Source organism: Phytobacter sp. RSE-02 (genome assembly GCF_040578655.1).
Lineage (GTDB): Bacteria > Pseudomonadota > Gammaproteobacteria > Enterobacterales > Enterobacteriaceae > Phytobacter > Phytobacter diazotrophicus.
In genome coordinates, this window is record NZ_JBEULY010000005.1 from 154,475 (window position 1) to 176,197 (window position 21,723).

Annotated in this window: 18 protein-coding genes; 8 read left to right on the plus strand and 10 right to left on the minus strand. The window is 54.9% G+C overall.

All coding sequences use genetic code 11. The features are described from left to right. Window positions 1-4: 4 nt before the first annotated feature. Window positions 5-1,150: an amidohydrolase gene (locus ABU190_RS13155; RefSeq protein WP_296440172.1), complete on the plus strand. Its 1,146-nt coding sequence runs from the start codon at window positions 5-7 to the stop codon at window positions 1,148-1,150. Beyond that, the gene (locus tag ABU190_RS13160; RefSeq protein WP_354691549.1) at window positions 1,147-2,457 is read left to right on the plus strand and encodes an MmgE/PrpD family protein; all 1,311 of its coding nucleotides are present in this window, start codon (window positions 1,147-1,149) and stop codon (window positions 2,455-2,457) included. The genes ABU190_RS13155 and ABU190_RS13160 overlap by 4 nt, the downstream gene beginning before the upstream one ends. Here ABU190_RS13160 and ABU190_RS13165 read toward each other — a convergent pair. The 4 genes from ABU190_RS13165 to ABU190_RS13180 are packed head-to-tail and all read right to left on the minus strand — an operon-like array spanning window position 2,432 to window position 7,306. Further along, complete coding sequence (locus ABU190_RS13165) at window positions 2,432-4,732, minus strand: molybdopterin-dependent oxidoreductase (RefSeq protein ID WP_354691550.1); 2,301 nt, start codon at window positions 4,730-4,732, stop codon at window positions 2,432-2,434. The genes ABU190_RS13160 and ABU190_RS13165 overlap by 26 nt on opposite strands. After that, window positions 4,733-5,494: an amino acid ABC transporter ATP-binding protein gene (locus tag ABU190_RS13170; RefSeq protein WP_103278435.1), complete on the minus strand. Its 762-nt coding sequence runs from the start codon at window positions 5,492-5,494 to the stop codon at window positions 4,733-4,735. Further along, a complete protein-coding gene (locus ABU190_RS13175) occupies window positions 5,487-6,413 on the minus strand; it encodes an amino acid ABC transporter permease (protein WP_103278436.1) in 927 nt (308 codons plus the stop codon). Before ABU190_RS13175 ends, ABU190_RS13170 begins: the two co-directional genes overlap by 8 nt. Further along, entirely contained in the window at window positions 6,413-7,306 is an 894-nt protein-coding gene (locus ABU190_RS13180) for an ABC transporter substrate-binding protein (protein ID WP_354691551.1), read from the minus strand. Before ABU190_RS13180 ends, ABU190_RS13175 begins: the two co-directional genes overlap by 1 nt. Window positions 7,307-7,555: 249 nt before the next feature. Between ABU190_RS13180 and ABU190_RS13185 the strand changes: the two genes are divergently transcribed. Continuing rightward, window positions 7,556-8,350, plus strand: a complete 795-nt coding sequence (locus ABU190_RS13185; protein WP_354691552.1) for an SDR family oxidoreductase — start codon at window positions 7,556-7,558, stop codon at window positions 8,348-8,350. A 42-nt stretch (window positions 8,351-8,392) separates the two neighbouring features. On the opposite strand, the gene ABU190_RS13190 is transcribed toward ABU190_RS13185, so the two are convergent. Both ABU190_RS13190 and ABU190_RS13195 read right to left on the minus strand, forming a co-directional pair. Next, complete coding sequence (locus tag ABU190_RS13190; RefSeq protein WP_079496983.1) at window positions 8,393-9,367, minus strand: AEC family transporter; 975 nt, start codon at window positions 9,365-9,367, stop codon at window positions 8,393-8,395. 178 nt (window positions 9,368-9,545) lie between these two features. Then, on the minus strand, window positions 9,546-9,818 hold the full coding sequence (locus ABU190_RS13195) for a LysR family transcriptional regulator (RefSeq protein ID WP_354691553.1): 273 nt from the start codon (window positions 9,816-9,818) through the stop codon (window positions 9,546-9,548). Window positions 9,819-10,169: 351 nt separating this feature from the next. Here ABU190_RS13195 and ABU190_RS13200 point away from each other — a divergent pair, with 351 nt between their 5' ends. From ABU190_RS13200 to ABU190_RS13220, 5 genes are all read left to right on the plus strand, one after another. Further along, complete coding sequence (locus tag ABU190_RS13200) at window positions 10,170-11,123, plus strand: hydroxyacid dehydrogenase (RefSeq protein WP_354691554.1); 954 nt, start codon at window positions 10,170-10,172, stop codon at window positions 11,121-11,123. 10 nt (window positions 11,124-11,133) lie between these two features. Next, the gene (locus ABU190_RS13205; protein WP_071194983.1) at window positions 11,134-11,832 is read left to right on the plus strand and encodes a methyltransferase; all 699 of its coding nucleotides are present in this window, start codon (window positions 11,134-11,136) and stop codon (window positions 11,830-11,832) included. A gap of 68 nt (window positions 11,833-11,900) precedes the next feature. Next, complete coding sequence (locus ABU190_RS13210; protein ID WP_354691555.1) at window positions 11,901-13,295, plus strand: DASS family sodium-coupled anion symporter; 1,395 nt, start codon at window positions 11,901-11,903, stop codon at window positions 13,293-13,295. 16 nt (window positions 13,296-13,311) lie between these two features. Further along, window positions 13,312-14,472 (plus strand): metallo-dependent hydrolase, encoded by a 1,161-nt coding sequence (locus ABU190_RS13215; protein WP_354691556.1) that lies wholly within the window; start codon window positions 13,312-13,314, stop codon window positions 14,470-14,472. 139 nt (window positions 14,473-14,611) lie between these two features. Next, a complete protein-coding gene (locus tag ABU190_RS13220; protein ID WP_354691557.1) occupies window positions 14,612-16,486 on the plus strand; it encodes a sigma 54-interacting transcriptional regulator in 1,875 nt (624 codons plus the stop codon). Window positions 16,487-16,678: 192 nt separating this feature from the next. Here ABU190_RS13220 and ABU190_RS13225 read toward each other — a convergent pair whose 3' ends face one another. From ABU190_RS13225 to ABU190_RS13240, 4 genes are all read right to left on the minus strand, one after another. Beyond that, window positions 16,679-16,903, minus strand: a complete 225-nt coding sequence (locus tag ABU190_RS13225) for a hypothetical protein (protein WP_193795317.1) — start codon at window positions 16,901-16,903, stop codon at window positions 16,679-16,681. Between the two features lie 311 nt (window positions 16,904-17,214). Continuing rightward, window positions 17,215-19,152, minus strand: a complete 1,938-nt coding sequence (locus ABU190_RS13230) for a methyl-accepting chemotaxis protein (RefSeq protein ID WP_354691558.1) — start codon at window positions 19,150-19,152, stop codon at window positions 17,215-17,217. Window positions 19,153-19,297: 145 nt separating this feature from the next. Further along, window positions 19,298-20,296, minus strand: a complete 999-nt coding sequence (locus ABU190_RS13235) for a LacI family DNA-binding transcriptional regulator (protein WP_041851308.1) — start codon at window positions 20,294-20,296, stop codon at window positions 19,298-19,300. Window positions 20,297-20,366: 70 nt separating this feature from the next. Next, the gene (locus tag ABU190_RS13240) at window positions 20,367-21,686 is read right to left on the minus strand and encodes a gluconate:H+ symporter (RefSeq protein ID WP_041851307.1); all 1,320 of its coding nucleotides are present in this window, start codon (window positions 21,684-21,686) and stop codon (window positions 20,367-20,369) included. Window positions 21,687-21,723: the final 37 nt, after the last annotated feature.

Consider the following 21,723-nt stretch of genomic DNA (forward strand, 5'->3'; position numbering starts at 1 on the left):
AACCATGACAGATACCCATGATTTAGCCCTCTGGCTTACCGATTTTCGCCATGAACTGCACCGCTTCCCGGAACTCTCCAACGAAGAATTCGCCACTACCGCACGCCTGCGTAATGTGCTGGAGCAGTATCAGATTTCTATTCTGCCGCTGGATTTACCCACCGGCCTGGTGGTGGAGATCGGCGGGCAAAACCCCGGCCCCCTGGTGGTGCTGCGTGCAGACATTGACGCGCTGCCCATTGAGGAAAAATCCGGCGTTGCGTATCGCTCAGAAAACCCTGGCGTAATGCACGCCTGCGGCCACGATTTCCACTCCTCGGCAGCGCTGGGAGCCGCTATTTTGCTCAAAGCGCAGGAAGCCACGCTAAAAGGCCGGGTACGTATTCTGTTCCAGCCCGCCGAAGAGACGGGCCAGGGCGCACCGGCGGTGATTGCCACCGGCGCGCTGGACGAGGCCATTGCTATTTTTGGTATTCACAATGACCCGGCACTGCCGGTGGGGGTGATGGGCAGTAAAGCAGGCGCGCTGACCGCAGGCGTGGATCGCTTCCGTATTGATATCACCGGCACCGGCAGCCACGCCGCGCGGCCTCATGAAGGTAACGATCCTATCGTGATTGCCGGGCAGTTGATTGGCGCGCTGCAAACGCTCATCAGCCGTAACGTCGACTCCAGTGAAAACGCCGTGCTCTCTATTACTCAGGTACATAGCGGAAGCACCTGGAATGTTATTCCCGACAGTGCCTGGCTCGAAGGCACCGTACGTACTTTTAGCCAGAGCGTTAGGGAAAACATCGAACGCCGTTTTCATGACGTTACGCGCGGTCTCGCCACCACCTTTGACGCGCAAATCGCACTCGACTGGCAGCCAGGCCCACCGTCGGTCGTGAACAGCGAAAGCTGGGTCGATCTGGCGCTGGAAACCGGTGAACAGGCAGGCTTCGAAGTGCGCCGCATTCCCGCCAACCCCATTGGGGAAGACTTTGCCTTTTACCAGCAGCGTCTGCCTGGCGCGTTTATCATGATTGGTTCCGGCGGGCCGTTTGCACTGCACCATCCGCAGTTCCGTGTGGATGACGCCGCCCTGTTCCCGACCGCCGACTGGCTGGCACAACTGGCCATCGCCGCACTGACAAAGGCAACCGCATGAGCAACCTGACGGCGGAAGTCGCCCGGCTGGTTGCCACCCGACAACCCGACGAAGCTGCCCGTGAACAGGCGCGACAAGGCATGCTGGATTTTTTCGCCGTCGCTTTCCCGGTGGTCAATGGCACCCTGCCGGATGCCACGCGGGAGACGATACGCGCAATCTGGCCCGGCGATGACGCGCAGTCACGCGCATTGCGTCTGGGCTACTGTGGACATGCCCTCGATTTTGATGATTTTCACCCGGACTTTCGCGGACATCCTGGCACGGTGATTTTACCCACACTCCTCGCGCTCGGTACGCAGACGCCCCTGCATCTGCTGGATGCGTTTGTGGTGGGCGTCGAAATGGCGGGCAGATTAGGGCTGGCCGTCGGCGGCGGACATTATGTTCAGGGTTTTCACAACACCAGCACGCTGGGGGTTATTGCCGCAGCGGCGGCAGGTGCGAGGCTTGTCGGGGCGACGCAAGAACAAACCGCCGCGGCGCTGGCTATCGCCGCTACCCAGTCTGCCGGATTACGGGTGCAGTTTGGCTCGGATATCAAACCGCTGCATGCCGGTTTTGCCGCACGAGCGGCGGTCACTGCCGTGCAGCTTGCGCAGCACGACATCAAGGCATCCATTGCGGGCGCGCTGGAGAGTTTCCTCGCGGCTTACAGCCCCGCGACACAGCAGCCGCAAAAACTCACGCAAGACTGGGGTGCGCCGTGGCGCATTGTCACGCCGGGCCTGGAGTTCAAACCCTGGCCTACCTGCAGCGGGACGCACGGCGCGGCGCTGGCGGCGCTGCGGCTGCGCAAACAGTGGCTGGCAACCGGCAAAACATCCGACAACCTTATCGGGGCCATTGAACATATCGAGATAGCCTTTCCTCCTGGCGGCGATGTGGCAGCCTTTGTGCGTCAGCCTGTAACGGGAGTGGAAGCACGCTTTAGTCTCGAATATGTGATTGCCGAGTGCCTGCTGCACGGAGAGCTTGCGCTGACCCGCTTTGACGCCCGTCCTGTCGACCCGCTTACCGCAGAACTGGCTGCACGGGTGACCCGCACGCCAGATGCCAGCGCACCGCCGGATGCACAAAATCCGGGTGCGCGTTTTCACCGCCTGACGCTGCAACTGCTTAATGGCGAGCAGCTTATCAGCCAGGTGACGCGCCAGGGGCTACTGACTCAGGGAGTGGATTTAGAAGAGAAACTACGCCAGTGCCTGCCCGGGGCGGATGCGCCCACCCGCGCACGCTGGCAGCAGCAGACGCGCCTGCACACCCCGGAGGATCTTGAGGCTATTCGCGGGTTGCTGCTGGGATAAGCGGTGAAAACGCCTGAACCGGCCCGGCATCACCGGTAAAACGGGTAGCCTGAATAACGGTAATCTGCCCGCTACAGCCCTGCGCAAGGGCAGATGTACCAATATCCCGCGTTAAGACATTCGGGTTACCGTGGCGGCACAGTGGACGCTCCGCCTTTGGATCTACCGGGTCATACCAGGCCCCCGTTGGTAGCTGCACCACGCCGGGCTTAATGTTCACTGAAACGCTCACAACAGCCAGCAACGCCCCCCGCGCGTTATGCAACATCACCACATCCCCTTCGCTAATTTCCCGCGCCGCTGCGTCTTGCGGGTGCATCAAACAGACCTCTTTCCCCTGTCGTTTATGCTTTGCGCTGTACCGGCCATAGTCCAGTTGGCTGTGCAGACGGGTGGCGGGCTGGTTGGCGATGAGCCAGAGCGGATGCAGCGCATTCGGCTGCTCATCCGGCTCCCGCCACACCGGATGACCGGGGCAATCGGCATAGCCAAAACGGTCAATGACGGCAGAGAAGATCTGGATTTTCCCGTCCGGCGTGGGCAACGGATTTGCCTGCGGGTCGGCACGAAAACGGCGCATCAAACGCCCGCCGTCATCCACCTGGGGCAGGGTCAACACGCCCTGCTGCCAGAAGTGGTCAAAGTCGGGCACCGGGTGGTCTATCTCCGCCAGCTTTTGCTGCATCTGCTGGTAGAGATGTTGTAACCATTCGCGCACGCTGCGTCCTTCGGTAAACGCCTCTTCTTTGCCCAGGCGAGCAGCAATGTCGCGGAAAATAGCAAAATCATCCCGGGCCTCGCCGTGGGGTTTCGCCACCGGATGCATGGCAAAAAGATGGCGATCGGTAGGGGCGCCGCCCACATCTTCCCGCTCCAGCGTCATGGTGGCAGGCAGAATGAGATCCGCATGACGTGCGGTGGCTGTCAGGCTGTGTTCATGGACGATTAAGGTATCGAGACGGCAAAACGCCCGCCGCAGTCGCGCCAAATCCTGGTGATGGTGGAACGGATTGCCTCCCGCCCACCAGGCCAGCCTGATATGCGGATAGCGCCGTTCGACGCCATTAAACTGAAAGGGTTCGCCGGGATGAAGCAGCATGTCGGCAATCCGCGCCACCGGTATCAGCGCCTCGACGCCATTTTTCCCCTGAGGCAGCGACGGAAAAGAGACCCGGTTAAATGCCTTACCGTAATGCCCCAGCGCACCCAGCGCATAGGTATACCCGCCGCCAGGCAGCCCCGGTTGCCCCAATGCACAAGCCAGCACCAGCCCGAGCCATACCGGCTGTTCGCCATGCTGAGCGCGCTGTAAGGCATGGGCCACCGTGACCAGAACCCGCCTGCCGTGAAGCCGCTGCGCCAGGGTGATAATCTCGTCCGCCGGAATGCCACAAATTGCTTCGGCCCAGGCGGCATTGCGTACCGTGCCGTCCGCCTCCCCCTGAAAATAACGCACCAGCGTTGGCCAACCGGTGCAGTAACGGGCCAGGAAATCTTCATCCGTGAGCCCTTGCTGATAGAGGGTGTGGAGTAACGCCAGGATCAGCGCCGCATCTGTACCGGGCGTGATCGACAGCCATTCCCCGGCGGCCTCCTCCGGCAGATCGCTACGAAGCGGGCTGACGGAGATAAAACGCGCCCCACGACGGGCCGCCTGTTGCATATAACCGCGTTCGGTATGTTCACTCATCCCACCGCTGGCAACCTGGGCATTTTTCAGCGCCAGGCCGCCAAATGCGAGAACAATGTCGCTATGTTCGGCGATTTCCCGCCAGCTTACGCCGCGCCGGGAGATCTCATCCTGGGGCGCGACAATATGCGGCAAGATCACCGACGCTGCTGCCGAGCTGTAGGACCAGACCGAGCGCACATAGCCGCCAATCGTCGTATTGAGAAAGCGGTGAACCTGACTTTGCGCGTGATGAAAACGCCCGGCGCTCGACCAACCATAAGAGCCGCCAAACACGGCTTGTGGGCCATGAAGCTCCGCCACCCGCTGTAACTCATTTGCTGCCAGACCGAGCGCCTGCTCCCAGCTAATAGCGATGTACTCGTCCGCGCCGCGCCGCTCATCCGGGCCGGGCCCGTCTTCCAGCCAGCCACGGCGTACCATCGGCTGAGTGACGCGCGCCGGGTGGGTTAAAGCATCGGTGAAGTTTTCCAGTAACGGGCTGGGATCGGGGTCGGCGGCAAAGGGGGTGATTTTCAGCGCGTTTGCCACGCGCCGGGCGGTAAAAGCTCCCCAGTGGGAGCTGTGAGGCACCGGCGCAGACATTTACAAAACCGTTGAGAGGAAGTGGGTTACGCGGGCGTTGGCATTCTCTTCCAGCACTTTGCGCGCCGGGCCAGAGGCAATGACTTTACCGGACTCCATAAAGACAATGTTATCAGCAACTTCACGGGCAAAGCCGATCTCATGGGTGACAATCACCATGGTTATGCCTGAGTGAGCAAGCCCTTTGATGACCTGTAACACCTCGCCCACCAGTTCAGGATCCAGCGCGGAAGTGGGTTCATCAAACAGCATCACTTCCGGGTCCATCGCCAGCGCACGGGCAATAGCCACGCGCTGTTGCTGCCCGCCGGAAAGCTGCTGCGGCCAGTCATTTTCACGCCCGGAAAGCCCCACCTGCTGGAGCAACTGACGGGCTTTTGCTACCGCCACCGCACGCGGCTGCTTCTTCACCCGGATGGGCGCATCAATAATGTTCTGCAAAACGGTGCGATGCGGAAACAGATTAAACTGCTGGAACACCATGCCGATGCGGCTGCGTTGGGCAGCGATTTTGCTGTCGCCCACTTCATACAGCGCCTGGCCTTTTTGCACATAGCCTACCAGGTTGCCACCGATGCGAATGGTGCCCGCATCCAGCTTTTCCAGGTGGTTGATGCAGCGTAGCAGCGTGGATTTACCTGAGCCAGAAGGTCCAAGAATCACCGTGACGGACCCGGCGTCGACGTCCAGGTCAACGGCATCCACCACCGTCTGCCCACCAAAACGTTTGGTGATGTTACGTAATTCGATGGTCTCAGCCATTGCTAACGCCCCTTGCATTGAACAGAAAAACCGGCAGTTTGCGGGCGAACCAGACTTTCGCCGTCTCACGTTTTACCCCACGGGCAAAGTAACGTTCGACGTAGAACTGACCGACAGAGAGCACCGAGGTCAACAGCAGATACCATAGCGTTGCCACCAGCAGCAGCGGAATCACTTCATAGGTGCGCTGATAGATGATTTGCGCCGAGTAAAGTACGTCCTGTAGCGAGATAACCGACACCACCGCCGTGGTTTTCAGTTGCCCGATGACCTCATTGCCCGCAGGGGGCAGAATGGCGCGCATCGCCTGTGGCAGAACCGTATGACGGAAGATCTGGCTGCGGGTGTAACCCAGCGCACGCGCCGCTTCAAGCTGACCGTTGCCGACGCTCTGGATACCGGCACGAATAATTTCAGCCGCATAGGCAGACTGATGCATCACCAGGGCAATCACGGCAGCGCTAAAGGGGCTAATCAGCGCATTGGATGACGCACTAAAGAATTCGCCAATCCCTGGCAGGCTCAATGAGACGGTAGGATAAAGTGCGGCGATGTTGTACCAGAGAAACAGTTGTACCAGCATCGGCACGCCCCGGAAAAACCAGGTGTATCCCCAACTGACGGCCACCAGCACCGGATTGGAGGAAAGCCGCATCAGCGCCAGTACCGTTCCACCGGCGAAGCCCAACACCACCGAGATGGCGGTGAGCTGTAGGGTCATCAGCACGCCGCTGATAATGGAGTCTTCGGTAAAGCTCTCTGCCACCACATGCCACTCAAAACGCGGGTTATTAAAGATAGAGTGCAGCAACCCGGCCAACAGCAGTAAAACGACCAGCGCGCTGAACCAGCGCCCATAATAGCGCTTACCGATGATGCGCAGCGCGTCCTGAGAAGCGGGAGGGGTGGAGTGAGGCATTAGAAGATGTCCTGATTACGTTTCGACTCTTTCACTGCGCCAAAGCCAATCGACCAGTGATCCAAAATCTTCTGATAGGTCCCGTCTTTGATGAGCGAATTCAGTGCGGCCTGTACCGCTTCTTCCAGTTGCGAGTCTTTCGGGAAGGCGATGGAAACCGGCGCATCGTTGACGCTGATCTGCCCGCTCATGGTCAGCGGTTTGACGGTTTTAACCTGCCAGGTGAGCCCTTCATACGGACCGAAGAACATCGGCACGCGACCACTCACCACCGCCTGCACACCTGCCGGGCGGTCCGGGAAAACCGCGACCTTGATCGGCGGTTTGCCCTGCGATTCACACGCCTTGCTGGCTTCGTTCAAACGGTTAATCTGCGTGGTACCCGCCCCCGCGCCAATCTCTTTTCCACACACCTGCGTGAGCTCGGTGAACTCGGGAATACTGGCATCTTTACGGGAGATTACCCCCAGACGGGAAGCGTCGTAGTAGCTGACGAAATCGACCTGCTCGAGGCGTTTTTGCGTGGCGTTAATATTGGACAGCGCGACATCATAGCGACCGGATTTGAGGCCAGGGATAATATTGTCAAAGCCCCCGGTATCGTGCCACTGCACCTGTACACCCAGGCGCTCTGCCACTGCGCTCATAATATCGATTTCACGCCCGGCCAGCGTTTTATTATCTTCCTGATAAAAGGTGGTGGGCGGCGTATTCGGGTTTGTTCCGGCAACAATATACCCACGCTGCAAAATGTCAGCCGGGAGTTTGGCTTTTAATGTTTCATCTGCCGTAACAGTAAAATTATTTTTTGCCGGAACAGTTTGTTCAGCGGCAATAACCTGCTGCATGCCGACCAGGGCCAAAAATAGCGCTAAAATGCTCTGTTTTTTCATTTCGTTTTTCTGTCCCCAAAATTAACCCCGTACGGGGTGGCAAAATAAAATCAGAAGGCGTAAGACGGAATATATTTTGTGATTGTTATTCTGGTTGAGTGGGTAATGCGAGGGAACCAATAAAACCAGAAAAGCAATGCCAGGAATTGCATAAGCCAGCCACCACGCGGAGCCCGTGACGAAAACACCCACCCGCGAGCAGGCTGCTACGCTTAACGTTCTGTATGCATAAAGAGGAAGGAGCAGAGGATGAAAATTGATCTGAGTGAGAAAGTCGCACTGGTCACCGCCTCGACCGGTGGCATTGGTTTCGCCATAGCCACAGGGCTTGCCGAAAGCGGTGCGGAAGTGATCCTCAACGGACGTAGCGAGGCATCAGTGAATAAAGCGCTCCAGGCGCTGAATGAGCGTGTACCAGGCGCAAAAGTGCGTACCGCCATTGCCGACCTGAGTTCGGCAGAAGGGGTTGAAACCTTACTAAGCGCGGCAACGGATGCCGACATCCTGGTCAATAACGCCGGGATTTACGGGCCGCAGGATTTTTATGCCACCGACGATGCGACCTGGGAAAATTACTGGCAAACCAATGTGATGTCGGGCGTGCGTCTTTCCCGTGCGTTGCTGCCAGCGATGGTGAAAAAAGGTTGGGGCCGCGTGGTCTTTATCTCCTCGGAATCGGCGCGCAACATTCCTGCCGATATGATTCATTACGGCGTGACCAAAACGGCCCAGCTCTCGCTGGCGCGCGGGCTGGCGAAGTTTGTCGCCGGTAGTGGCGTGACGGTCAACAGCGTGTTACCCGGCCCGACACTTTCCGATGGCTTTGCCGCCATGATGCAGGACGAAGTGGCAAGAACTGGCAAATCACTGGAAACGCTGGCGAAAGAGTTTGTGATGGCTCACCGTCCCAGCTCCGTTATTCAGCGAGCAGCGACCGTTGAAGAAGTGGCGAACATGGTGGTCTACGTTTGCTCGACTCAGGCGTCGGCAACCTCAGGCGCGGCGTTGCGCGTTGACGGCGGCGTGGTGGATGACATTCTTTAACGCGTTTCTGGCAGGGCACGCGGTGTGTCCTGCCGGGAGAGTTTACGGCCATGCCGGATAGAAGCGGCTCATCAGGATCATCAGCATTGGCGTGGTCAGGGTAGAAAGCAGGGTGGAAATCAACATGCTGGTTGCCGTCGCCCCTTGCAGCACTTTGAATTTCTGCGCCATCAAATAGACGTTTATCCCCACCGCCATTGACCCCAGTAAAACCACCACCTGGCTCTCCTGCTGCGGCAGATGCAGTGCGTAAGCGAGCGCCCAAATCAGCGCAGGCATCAACACCAGTTTAATCAGGCAGATAGCCGCGCTTTCCCGCAGCCCCTGGCTGATGTTGTAATGCGAGAGGCTCATGCCCAGCGTGACCAGGGTTAACGGCGCGGCAATTTGCCCTAACATGCTGACGGGGCCATCAATAAATTGCGGCAAGGTATGGTGAGTTGCGCTCCAGGCAAAGCCAGAAAAAATGCCGATAATCAGCGGATTACGCAGCACGTTGACCAGCGTTTTGCCAATGCCTTTCCAGGAAAAACTGCCGCTCTGCGCCCACTCCACCGAGACAGTTACCAGCGTCCACAGAATCAGGCTGTTAAACACCAGTACCAGCGCGACCGAGGCGAGGCTGGCCTGCCCCAGCAGAATCACCGCGACCGGGATCCCGAGCATGACGTTATTGGAAAAAATACCCCCAAGGCCAAATACCGATGCCGAGATGGCATCAAGGCCAAACACGCTTTTTGCGACAATGCGCCCGACAATATAGATCAACAGGCAACTGCCGAAATAGGCGATCAGCAAGCGCATATCCACCGGCGGGCTTTGGTAGAACTTGCTCATGACCTTAAATAACATGCAGGGCAAGGCAATCGAAAAACAAAAGCGGTTAAATACCCCACTGGCGGCTTCCGGCCAGCCGGCAAAACGCCCAAGACAATAACCCAACGCAATTAAGGAAAATAAAGGCGCAGACAGGATCATCTGCTGCGTAAGCTGCCCCAGAAAATTCGTCGTTTCCATCCGTTACCCTGCCCGTATCACCGTAAAAATGAATGATTTTTTATGTTTTTTGGCAGTATAGGGGTTTTGCCATGAAGAGTCAGTCTGGCTGAAACGGTGTTAGTGCCTTATTACAACATTTACGCTTTCTAATGCGGCATTTGCACATCATCGTGCGCAGAACCTTGCCAGCGCGTTTTCAATCCTGCCGGAGTGGTGATTTAATATTTTCCACCTCATAGAGTACGGCCATAATTTTCGCCGATAACGCATAAAACTGTTTACCCTTTTCGGTTAATATCACCGATCGAATACTTCTTCCGCGTTGAATAAGCGTAAAACCAATATTATTTTCCAGCATTTGCAAACGTTCAGATAAACAGACCTGGCTAATACCTAAAAAAACGGCGGCGGCGGGTATGTTTCCAGTACGCACCACAGAAAGAAATGTATTCATTAATTCGAGAGTCATGATTTATTGCCATTACTGTTTACTCAATGAGCGAACCTGTTAGCCAGTATAATTATCACGCAAAGCTTCCTTGTCAATAAAATTAGCGCATAAAAGACGTCATAAAAAATAGTGTGATAACGCCGCGATCTGACATTTAAAAATGAAATTCATGCATTTCAAAATGAAATAGATGTGTTTTCCACTGGCTTTAAATATGTGATTAGCATCACCAATAAGAATATCACACAAAAATAACAAAAAATAAAAAATACTTAAATATCATATTTTTAAAAATAATTCAACTCATCAGGCACGCCCCTGGCACGCCATCTGCAATTATCAGTGCCAAACAACAATGGAGAGCGTCAGATGACTTATAAAATTTTACTTCCACAAGAAATCATGCAGGAAGGGAGAGAATATCTTGAGAGCCGGGGTTATGAACTTATTACAGGTTCCGGGATGGAAGAAGAAGATATCATCCGTGATATTCCGGAGTGCGACGGTATTATTGTTCGCCTTTCAAAAATGTCCGATCGCGTATTTGAAGCCGCAAAAAAACTGAAAGTTGTTGCTCGCCATGGTGCCGGTTATGACACAGTCGATCTGGAGTCGGCCAAACGCCACGGTGTGACCGTATTAAACGCGCCGATTGCTAACAGTATGTCTGTTGCCGAGCTGGCCATTTTTTACATGCTGCATTGTTCACGTAATTTCAAGCTGGTCGAAGAGAAAATGCTTGAGGATTACTACTGGGCAAAACTGCGCACGCCAAAAGTAGAGCTGGACGGTAAAACCGTAGGCCTGGTCGGCGTGGGCAACATCGGTTCCCGTGTCGCCATCAAAGCCCTGCATGGCTTCAACATGAAAGTCATTGCGTATGACCCGTACAAAACGCAGGACCAGGTGCCGGAAGGCGTTGAGTTAACCAGCGACTTTGAGCGAATTTTCAAAGAGAGCGATTTTGTCTCCCTGCACTGCCCTACCACGGCGGAAACCACCGATTTTGTTGGCGAAAAGCAGTTCTCGCTGATGAAACCGACCGCGTATTTCATTAATACCGCACGCGGCAAACTGGTCGATGAAAAAGCGCTATACCACGCACTTTCAACGCACACCATCGCCGGTGCGGGTGTCGATGTCCTGAAAAAAGAGCCGTTCGACCCCGCCGATCCAATTTTCACCCTCAGCAATATCGTTATTGGTCCGCATATCGGCGCGGCCACAAAAGAAGCGACTGACCGCGCCTCTTTGCACTCCGCTATTGGTATCGATGAAGTGTTATCAGGTAAAAAACCGTCCTGGCCGGTGCCGGGTTTTTAAGGAGAAAATCATGTCTATTGGTAATCGCATTTTCACCAAGCGTCCGGCATTCGACGTTGAGTTATTAAAACATTACGAGAAACTGCCCGCCGCGAATATCGCCGACACCATGAACCGTATTGCGGTCCTCGGCAACGGCATTAAACGTATTTCATCACCGAAGAAGCCGGTCATGGCGGGCTATGCCATTACGGTGAAAGCGCGCGCTGGCGACAACCTGATGCTGCACGCCGCGCTGGATATGGCAACGGAAAATGATGTCATCGTGGTCTCTAACGAAGGCGATCGCTCCCGTGCGTTGATGGGCGAAATCATGGTGGCTTATGCCCATTACACCAAAAAAATCGCCGGTATCGTGCTTGATGGTCCGATCCGCGATATCGATGCCCTGTCCGTACTGGACTTCCCTCTCTTCGCCACCGGTTCGAACCCGGCGGGCCCGTTTAAAGAAGGGCCGGGTGAGGTGAACACACCCATCGCCGTAGGCGGCGTGGCGGTCTGTCCGGGCGATTTAATTGTGGGTGATGCTGACGGCGTGATCGTCATACCGCTGAACGATGCAGCAGCCCTGCTCGACAAAGCCACCGACTACGCCAAATTTGATGCGGGCAAAGTGGAAGCGGCGAAGAACGGCACCGCCAACCGCGCATGGGTAAGAAAATCATTAGACGAAAAAGGCGTTGAGTTTATTGACGACGTCTACCGCTAATTCGTGCAAATAATGAAATGCTGCACGTCGTGTGACGGCGTGCGGCTATTAAATACAGGTAATGTAAAATGCTTTATCTTAAACTCTTACCCATTATCTTTTTTCCCATTCTGTTTTGGGTTATTCCTCACCCGGAAGGCGTTTCTGCCCAGACCTGGGAAATGGTCGGTATCTATCTGGCGATGCTGTGCGGGCTGGTCCTGCGCCCGTTTACCGACGCTGTCATCATGCTCATCATCCTCGGTTTCGCCTCGCTGGTGATTGAACCAGGCCCGCTGTTCGCCGGATTCGGTAGCCCGATGGTGTGGTTTATCATCAGCGCTTTTATTATCTGTAAGGCCTTCGTGATCACGGGGTTAGGCAAACGTATCGCCTACCTGCTGCTGCAGCGCTATGGCAAAAATACCCTGACGCTGGGCTGCCTGATGATGGTGACAGACACCGTGCTCGCTCCGGCAACCGGCTCGAACATGTCGCGTTCCGGCGGCATCACTTACCCCATTTTCCGTAATATCGCCGAAGCGCTGGGTTCAAAGCCGGATGATGGCAGCCGCAAGATTGGTGCCTATCTCACGATCCTGATGTATGTGGTGTCGATGGGTACCTCCAGCCTGTTTCTGACCGGGATGGCGACCAACTCCATTACCGTCTCGCTTGCAAACGAGATAATGCACGTCAATCTCAAGTGGATGGTGTGGTTCAAAGCCGCCATCGTACCGGCGGGCATTGTGCTATTAGCCGCGCCCTGGATCCTCTATAAGCTCTATGCGCCTGAGCTGAAAACCATTACCAACGTTAACGAAATCGCGACCAAAGGGTTGCAGGAGCTCGGCCCGGTCAAGCGCGAAGAGAAGCTACTGATCGTCTTCTTTTTGCTGGGCATTATCGGCTGGATGACCGGCTCCCTTACCGGGATTGAGTTTATTCCAGTCGGTCTCGCCTTCCTTGCCTGCCTGTTGCTGTTCGGCGTATTGAGCTGGAACGATGTGGTCAGCGAAAAATCGGCCTGGCAGACCTTCGTCTGGTACGGCGCGTTTTACGGGTGTGCGGTCGCGCTCTCCAAAGGAGGTTTCTACGTCTACCTGGTGGATGTGATCAAAAACTACCTCGACCTGTCGCAACTGAGTGAAATAAGTGCCCTGGGTGTGCTGGTGTTTATCAGCCTCGCGGTGCGTTACTTCTTCGTGTCGAACAGCGCCTTCGTTGTGTCGTTCTATCCGGTGCTCTTTACCCTTGGGATGACCACTCAGGCACATCCGATGTATGTCGCGCTGTCCCTGGCCTTCTCTGCGGGTTACGGGGCGCTGCTCACCCACTACGGCAACGGTGCGGGGGTGTTTACCTTCTCCAGCGGCTATGTTCCGCAAAAAACCTTCTGGCTACTCGGCACCATTATGGTGCTGGTTAACGTCCTGGTCTTCTTCCTGATTGGTATTCCTTACTGGAAAATGATCGGTATCTGATTAAGGAGCACGCGAAATGAAATTGGATATTCTGATTAAAAATGGTCTGGTGGCTGACCTGGATAGCGGCAGTTACATCAACCAGAACATCGGTATTGTCGGCAATCGTATTGTGGATGTGCATACCGCCGACAGCCAGGCGGAAACCGTCATCGATGCGGCAGGCTGTATTGTTCTTCCCGGGCTGATTGATTTCCATGCCCACGTTTTTCACGGCGGCACCGCCATCAGCGTTAACCCGGATGTGCTCTGCCTGCCCAACGGCGTGACCAGTGTGGTAGACGCCGGGAGTAGCGGCTGGGTTAATTATAAACTGTTTCGCAACAGCGTCATTCATACGGCGCAGACGCGCATCAAAAGCTACCTGAACGTGGTGAATGTAGGGCTCTCCACGCTGGGTGGTGGGCCGACGGGGTATCTGGAAAATACCAACCCGGCGAACTACAACGTAGAGAAAATCAGCCAGACGCTGAATGAGAACCGCGACAACATTCTTGGATTAAAACTGCGTTACAGCCAGGATATCGCGACCGGGCGCAATTTTAGTAGCGATCCATTTTATGCCGCCGTAGCGCTGGCACGAGAGCTTAAAACGACCCTCTGTGTCCATGTGACCGACTCCCGGTTGCCCGCCGATGAGCTGATCGGCCATTTCCGGACCGATGATATTTATGCCCACTGTTTCCACGGCACGGGTAATGCCATCCTCAAGGAAAGCGGAGAGGTGTTCCCTGCCATCAAGGAAGCCAAAGCACGCGGCGTGATTTTCGACTGTTCTAACGGCGTGGCCCATTTTGACTTCACGGTAGCCCGCAACGCCATGGAACAGGGCTTTAACCCGGATATCATTAGTACCGACCTGACGCTACGTAATAGCCTGCGCACGGACAAGGTATTCAGCCTGCTATTTATTATGTCGAAATATCTCAACATGGGAATGTCGTTCTTCGATGTGGTTCGCGCGGTGACCCGCACCCCCGCACGCCTGATGAAAATGGAAGGGCAGATCGGCACGCTTGCGCCGGGGGCCTTTGCCGATATCGCCATCGTGAAATTGCGTAAAGAAAAGATCGTATTTGAAGATACCAAAGGCACACAACTGGAAGGTGACCGTTATATCGATAACTGCGCCACCATCAGTAATGGGCAAATAGTCTATCGCCGACAGCGTTTTTAAAAGAGAAGGCAGTGTGTCTGTCTTTTGCCTGCGCACCGCAAATGCGCAGGCTTTTTTCGTTTTGCCAGGCAGCGCTTTGTGGCGTGAAGAGCGTGAGGATATGATGACTCCCGCATAAATCGATCACTCTGGATAACCCATGAAAAATAACGAAATTGCGATTTTCTCGGTGTCAAAAACTATCACCCAGCGCATATCCAACGTGCTTATCGAAAGAAAGATCGACATCCCCGTTTACGAGTTTCACTATTTTGACGTGGTGGAAAAAGCGCAGCAGCTTGTTGCGGGTGGCACCAAAATCATCATTAGCCGGGGCGGTACGGCAGCGCTATTACGCAACAGTCTTTCTATTCCGGTTATCGAAATCACCCACGAGCTGCACGGTATTTATCGCATTCTGCAGGAGGCGCGGAAAAAATCGCAGAAGATTGCCGCCGTAGGCTTTCCGCAGTTCTGTAATGTGCTGCGTCGTTATCAAAATATGACGAACGAAGACTTCAAAATCTGTCAGGTTTACAACCACTATGATATCGAGAACGTCGTAAAAAACCTGGCGGATAACGATTACCAGTTGGTGATTGGCGGCCTGACCGTCGCAGAGATGGCGAAGAAGTATGATTTGAATGTCATCATGGGCGATACCGATAATATTTCTATTGAACAGGCGCTGGATGTCGCTGAAAGCCTGTTGAAGTACATTAACAATGAAAACATGAAGTTAACTATGTCCTGGTCTGCGCTGAATCAGTCGCACGAGGGCATTATGTGTCTGGACCAGTCAGGGGAAATTATCCATATCAATGCCCGTGGCTTTGCGTTATTCCAGTGCAATATTGGGGATAAAATCTTTAAAAAAGAGGCCTTCAAAAGCATTTATGGCAGCATCATCAATGAAATAGATATCAAAGAGCATGCTATCGAGATTGACGGCGAGACGGTCAATATTGCGGTGAAGCACTTTTCCAATAAGCACGGCTTTTATACCGTCATTACCGGTAGCAGACTGGAACATAGCGGCTGGTCCTCTTCCCGCACCAGCAAAAAGAGTGACCACAAAGGCTTTACCACAACGTATTCATTTGCCGACATTATCGGGCAATCTCCGGTGATGGAAGCCGCGATAGCCCGGGCCAAAATCTACGCCGCTCACGATCTTCCCATTAATATTCTGGGAGATACCGGCACCGGTAAGGAGCTGTTTGCCCAGAGTATTCATCACGCCAGTCCACGTAGCGCTGAACCCTTTATTGCCATTAACTGTGCCGCCATTCCTGAAAGTCTGTTAGAGAGCGAGCTGTTTGGCTATGCCGATGGCGCCTTCACCAATGCGCGTAGGGGCGGCAAGCCGGGTATTTTCGAGATGGCGATGAATGGCACTGTCTTTATTGACGAAATCAGCGAAGCGCCGCTCCCGGTGCAAATCAAGTTACTGCGCATTTTGCAGGAAAAGCGGTTCAGTCGGGTTGGCGGCGACTCCCTCATCAGCGCCAGGTTCCGCTTAATTACCGCCAGTAATAAAGAGTTGGGCGCACAGGTGGCGGCCGGTGAGTTTCGCCAGGACCTCTGGTATCGCATTAATGTCCTTACGCTACAGTTGCCTGCACTCAGAGAGCGAACCGGCGATGTGATGCTGATTATTGAAGACCTGCTGGCAAAACATAACAAAGCACTGAGCTTTACTGATGAAGCGGTGGATTTTCTCAACAGCTACGCGTGGCCTGGCAATATCCGGGAGTTACAGGCGGTGATTTTACGGTTGATTGTATTGTTTGATATGCACGTTGTGGATGTCGATGCACTGCAGTCGCTGTGCCATATGTCAGTGTCTGTTGATGACGAAGATATCGTCCCGCAGCCCGGCGACGTGGATTTGCTGAAAAAGCAGGAGCAGAAGCTGATTGGTGCGGTGATGAAACGTACCGGCGGCGATAAATCACAAGCCGCGGTGATGTTGGGGATAAGCCCGACAACGCTGTGGCGTAAGATGAAGGAATATGGAGTGGAAGGGGTTTGACGTACCCCATACCGGAAGCAATTCCCGGATGGCGGCGCAAGCGCCTTATCCGGGCTACGACCGGTTTTCTCCCTCTCCTCCGGGGCTGAGGAATCCCCACAAAAATGCGAGCACGATCGGTCCCCTCTCCTCTTTGGGGAGAGGGTTAGGGTGAGGGGGGAAAATGCGGCTCAGATGGTCATTCCGTTCACCTTATGTTCCTTGCTTTTCTGTCGCGACAGAACCCGTGAACGTGCCAGGGTGGCTCACCGCCACCACCCTGGCGACCCGGGCTCCCGGCCAGGAAAATCGCCGCTGGCGCGGTCCATGATGCTTATGTCGTCTGACTTTCGGGTCGGGGACCAGCCTGCGTCCTTGCAGGCTATCCCCTCCGCCCGCTTCCCTGCGGGCGGCCCCGGTCAGCCGCCAACGCCTCATCGATTTTCAGCCGGACCCTGTCATCGCTGTCACTGTTTTATTCTTATTAAGCGGCGTTGTCGCTGTAAAAGGTAAGATTACTGGGGATTCCTCAGCCCCCGGGGAGAGGGTTGGGGTGAGGGGAATATGCGGCTCAGGTGGAGGGTTCCGTTCCCCTTTACAATCCCCGCGGCGTCACAAAGATGTCGCTATGGTTATCATGCGGGAAAACGAATCAGCCATGGCTAAAAAAATTGAAGACGTTCACAGTCTCTACGATTGGTAGCCCCGGTTAGCGCAGCGCCACCGGGGACAAAATCATAGCCCACTCTTTACGAATAGCTCTCCCGCGCATCCGAGAAAAACGCCAGCGTCTCCTCAAGACTCTTCGCCTGCTCCTCCAGCGACATGGCCGCCGCAGAGATCTGCTGCACCAGAGACGCATTCTGCTGGGTGGCGCTATCCATCTGATTGACCGCCTCGCTCACCTGACTCACGCCTTTCGTTTGCTCATCCAGCGCCTGCACAATCTCGGCAATCACCTGATGCACACTGGAAACCGAGGTAATGATTTGCTTCATCATCGCCCCCGTCTCATTCACCAGCGTAACCCCTTTACTGACGCGCCCGGACGACTCCTCAATCAGTGCGGAAATCTCTTTGGCCGCACTGGCGCTGCGCTGTGCAAGGCTGCGTACTTCACCGGCTACCACCGCGAAGCCTCTGCCCTGCTCACCGGCGCGGGCCGCTTCAACCGCCGCGTTCAATGCCAGAATATTGGTCTGAAAAGCGATGCTGTCGATGATGCTGTTAATATCACCAATCTTGCCGGCGCTCTCATCAATCTTGCCGATGATATCCACCACTTGTGCCACCAGCGATTCCCCCTGCCCGGCAATTTGCGCCGCGTTCTGCGTCAGTGATGTTGCCTTGTGCGCATTCTCCGCGTTGTTTTTGACGGTCACGGAAATCTGCTCCATGCTCGCCGCCGTCTGCACAATCGCCGCCGCCTGCTCTTCGGTCCGCGAAGCTAAATCGAGGTTGCCTGCCGCGATTTCACTGCTTCCCGTCCGCACGGAATGGCTGGCATCGCTGATGCTGCCCACAATACGCCGGAGCTGGGCTTGCATGGTGTGCAGGGCATAAAAGATGCTGCTGCTATCGCCGTTACGTACCGCAATCTGATGACTCAAATCCCCTTGCGCCACGGACAGCGCAATCTCTGAGGCTTCCGTCGGCTCGCCGCCTACCGGGCGCGCAACCTTGCGGGTAAACACCATCGCTACCACCACGCTGACAATGATAATACTCAGGATCATCAGCAAGATGGCGTTACGCAGGTAGTGCCACGCTTCGGCCATGACGACGCTGACTGGCGTCACAATCGCCAGCTTCCATGGCGTCTGACTGTTACCAATGTCGATGGTGCGCCAGGTCACAAACGCCGGTTCTTTTAGCAGGGCATCGTCGGTGCGCACCACCGCTTCCGCGCCGATTGTCCCCGTCCAGGGTTTACCCGTTGCCGCCTTATCAGGGCTGGAAACCACTTTGTTATCCGCCGAGAGCAACAGCGCGTAACCCGTCCCCTCCCATGGCTTGATGGCGCCAATCATTTTTTGCAGCGTTTCCAGCGAGAAATCCGAAGTCACAGAGCCCTGAAACTTACCGTCGCGGATAATCGGCGCCGCGATGGAGGTCAGCATCACATCCACACCGTTATAGGGGTAGATATACGGCTCGATAATCACCTCTTTCTGGCGCTGACGCGGCAAAAGGTAGTAGTCGCCGCTGCCCGGTGTTTCATAATCCACCAGGTTGTGTAGCGCCGGGTTACCACTGTTATCCCGGTCAACATAGCGGGCGTAGCGGCCAGCCGGATCCTGATCCGCTTTTCCCGCAAACTCCGCGTCTTTGCCGTCAAACGTATTGGCTTCAAAGGCCAGTGACATCGACAAAAAATCAGGGTGCTGATGCAGATAATCGGCCAATAACTGGTCCAGGCCACGCCGTTCTGTCAGACCGGCCTGATGTAATGCCCAGGCACTGTTGCCTAAATCGCGCGCGGCGTTCAGCGCAGAGTCGAGCTGTTGCTGAACACGTAATGATTCAGTGAGCGCAATTTGCTGGAGATGCCTTTTGGCGACCGCTTCTTGCTGGCCCATAGATTGCCAGAGCAACAGGCCAATGGTGACCAGGAACCCGGTGGTGATGGTGACAAAAATAGACGCCAGCATGAGTGTTCTGGCTGTGAGTTTTTTACGTGTGCTCATGTTTCCCCGCTCGGGCAATCGCCCTGTGGCAAATAACCCAATTAACTCATGCTTCATATATCGGTAAAGCCTGCTTAACACTTCACAGAAATTTGCATGAAATTTTTTTTACCCGGAAGGAGGTTCATTGAGCGTGCTGAGGAAATCAGAGGGTCTTTCCCTGATAGATTTGATAACCCAAATCGACAGTGTTGTGGTTGAGCGCGTCATTTTTTAGCTTATTCAATAACATCTGTGCTGCCATTCTGCCGATATCGAAGCGCGGCGTGATCACGCTTGCCAGGCTTGGGATCATCTGTTTCCCCATTTCCAGGCCATGAAAACCGGCGATGGAAATGCGCTCCGGGACGGCAAGGTCGTGCTCGCGGCAGTAAAACAGCGCGCCCATCGCAATATCGTCATTCGTGCAAAAAACGCCATCCAGATCCGGGTGGGTTTTAAAGGCTTCGGCCATAAGCTGCGACCCAAGGTAGATAGACGAGCTCGCGCGGGGGTTGATACGGTAAGCCTCCAGTTGATGCTGATTCATGGCATCGCAATAACCGCAAAAGCGCTGCTCATCACGCATATCGTCTTTCGAACCCAGATAGATAATTTTACGCCGCTGACGCTTAGCCAGCATGGTGCTCACCATGTCAAAGGCGGCCTGACGATTATCAAACCCCACTTCCATATCCATTTTGGCGCCCTGCACATCCATCAGTTCAACAATCGGGATTTTGGCGGAGCGCAGAAACTTAACGGTACGAACGGTATGGTGCTTTTCGGAAAGAATAATGCCGTCGATATTGTAGGAGAGCAGATTGATCACCGACTCCTCTTCGGACTCTTTGTTGTAATTATAATTAGCGATAAGTGTCTGATAATTATGGTCGGATGTCACAGACTCAATGCCCGCGAGAATGTCAGCAAACAACTGATTCTGGAACGAGGGGATCAGCACACCCAGTGTATAGCTTTGCGCATTGAGCAACATGCCGGGCGCACGATTGGGTATGTAGTTGATCTCTTCCATGATCATCGCGATGCGCTCGCCGGTGGCCCTGGATACGGTTTTAGGCGAGCGGATATACCGGCTGACGGTCATTTTGGTGACCCCCGCCAGCGTGGCGATATCCTGAAGTGAAATTCTGTGATTTCTCATCGTCTCTCCCTCCCCAGGGGAAGCGGTTTATCCACTTCCCCCGGGAATACCGTCATTGCGAAAAATGAAGTTAATGCAGGATGGCGTTAAGCGTCAGCACACCCAGTAAACCCATAAACGAAATTAGCGTTTCCATTACTGTCCATGTACGCAGTGTCTCACCAACGCTGAGATTAAAGTAGCCTTTGAACAGCCAGAATCCAGGATCGTTGACGTGTGACGCAATTACGCTACCCGCACCGGTAGCCAGCACCATCAGCGCCGGATCGGCATGGGTGACATTAATTATCGGCAGCACAACGCCAGCGGTCGTGATGGCCGCCACGGTGGCAGAGCCCAGCGCGATACGCAGCACGGCGGCAACGGTCCAGCACATCAGCAGCGGCGAGAGAGTTGTGCCCGTCATCAATTGTGAGATGTATTTGCCTACTCCGCTATCAACCAGAACCTGTTTGAACGCCCCACCGCCCGCAATAATGAAGACAATCATTGCGATAGCACCGATGGAGGCGCCGACCATTTCCATCACTTTTTCGAGATTACGACCATTGCGCAACCCGAGAGTGAAAATAGCGATCACGATGGCGATGAACAGGGCCACCGCCGGGTTACCGACAAACTCAAAGAAGAGACGCGCGCTATTGCCTTTTGGCAGGGTAATTTCACAAACCGCGGCAATTGCCATCAGGATCACGGGCATTACCGCCGCGAAAATACTGTTCCAGAAGCCCGGCATTTCATGATCGGCAAAGATATGCGGGTTGAATAACCCCTCCGGCGGCGCTTTTTCAAAACGCGTCAGCAGTTTCGAAAACAGCGGCCCGGCGACAATAACTGTCGGAATAGTAATGATCATGCCATACAGCAGGGTTGTCCCCAGATTGGCTTCAAAAATGGTGGCGATAGCGGTCGGCCCCGGATGCGGCGGCAGAAAACAGTGGGTTACGGACAGCGCGGTCACCATCGGTACACCGACATAGAGCAGCGGCAGACCAGACGACGCCACCACGGTAAACACCAGCGGCAACAGCAGGACAAAGCCCACTTCGAAAAACATCGCCAGCCCCACGACCAGACCGGTAATCACCAGCGCCCATTGCACCCGCTCTTTACCGAATGTCGCAATCAGCGTCGTGGCGATACGCTGAGCGGCACCGGTGTCAGAAATTAGCTTCCCCAGCATGGCGCCAAAACCAAGAATCATCGCCAGGCCGCCTAACGTTCCGCCAATTCCCCCCTGAATGGAGTGCAGCACGGCCTGCGCATCCATACCTTCGGCAAATCCCACAACGGCGGCAACCAGCACCAGGGCGATAAACCCATTAACTTTAAAACCAATCATTAAGACCAGCAGCAGCGCTACGCCTGCCGCGATAATCAGTAATGGCATAATCTTGTCTCTTGTTATGTGCCGAACCAGCAGCGCC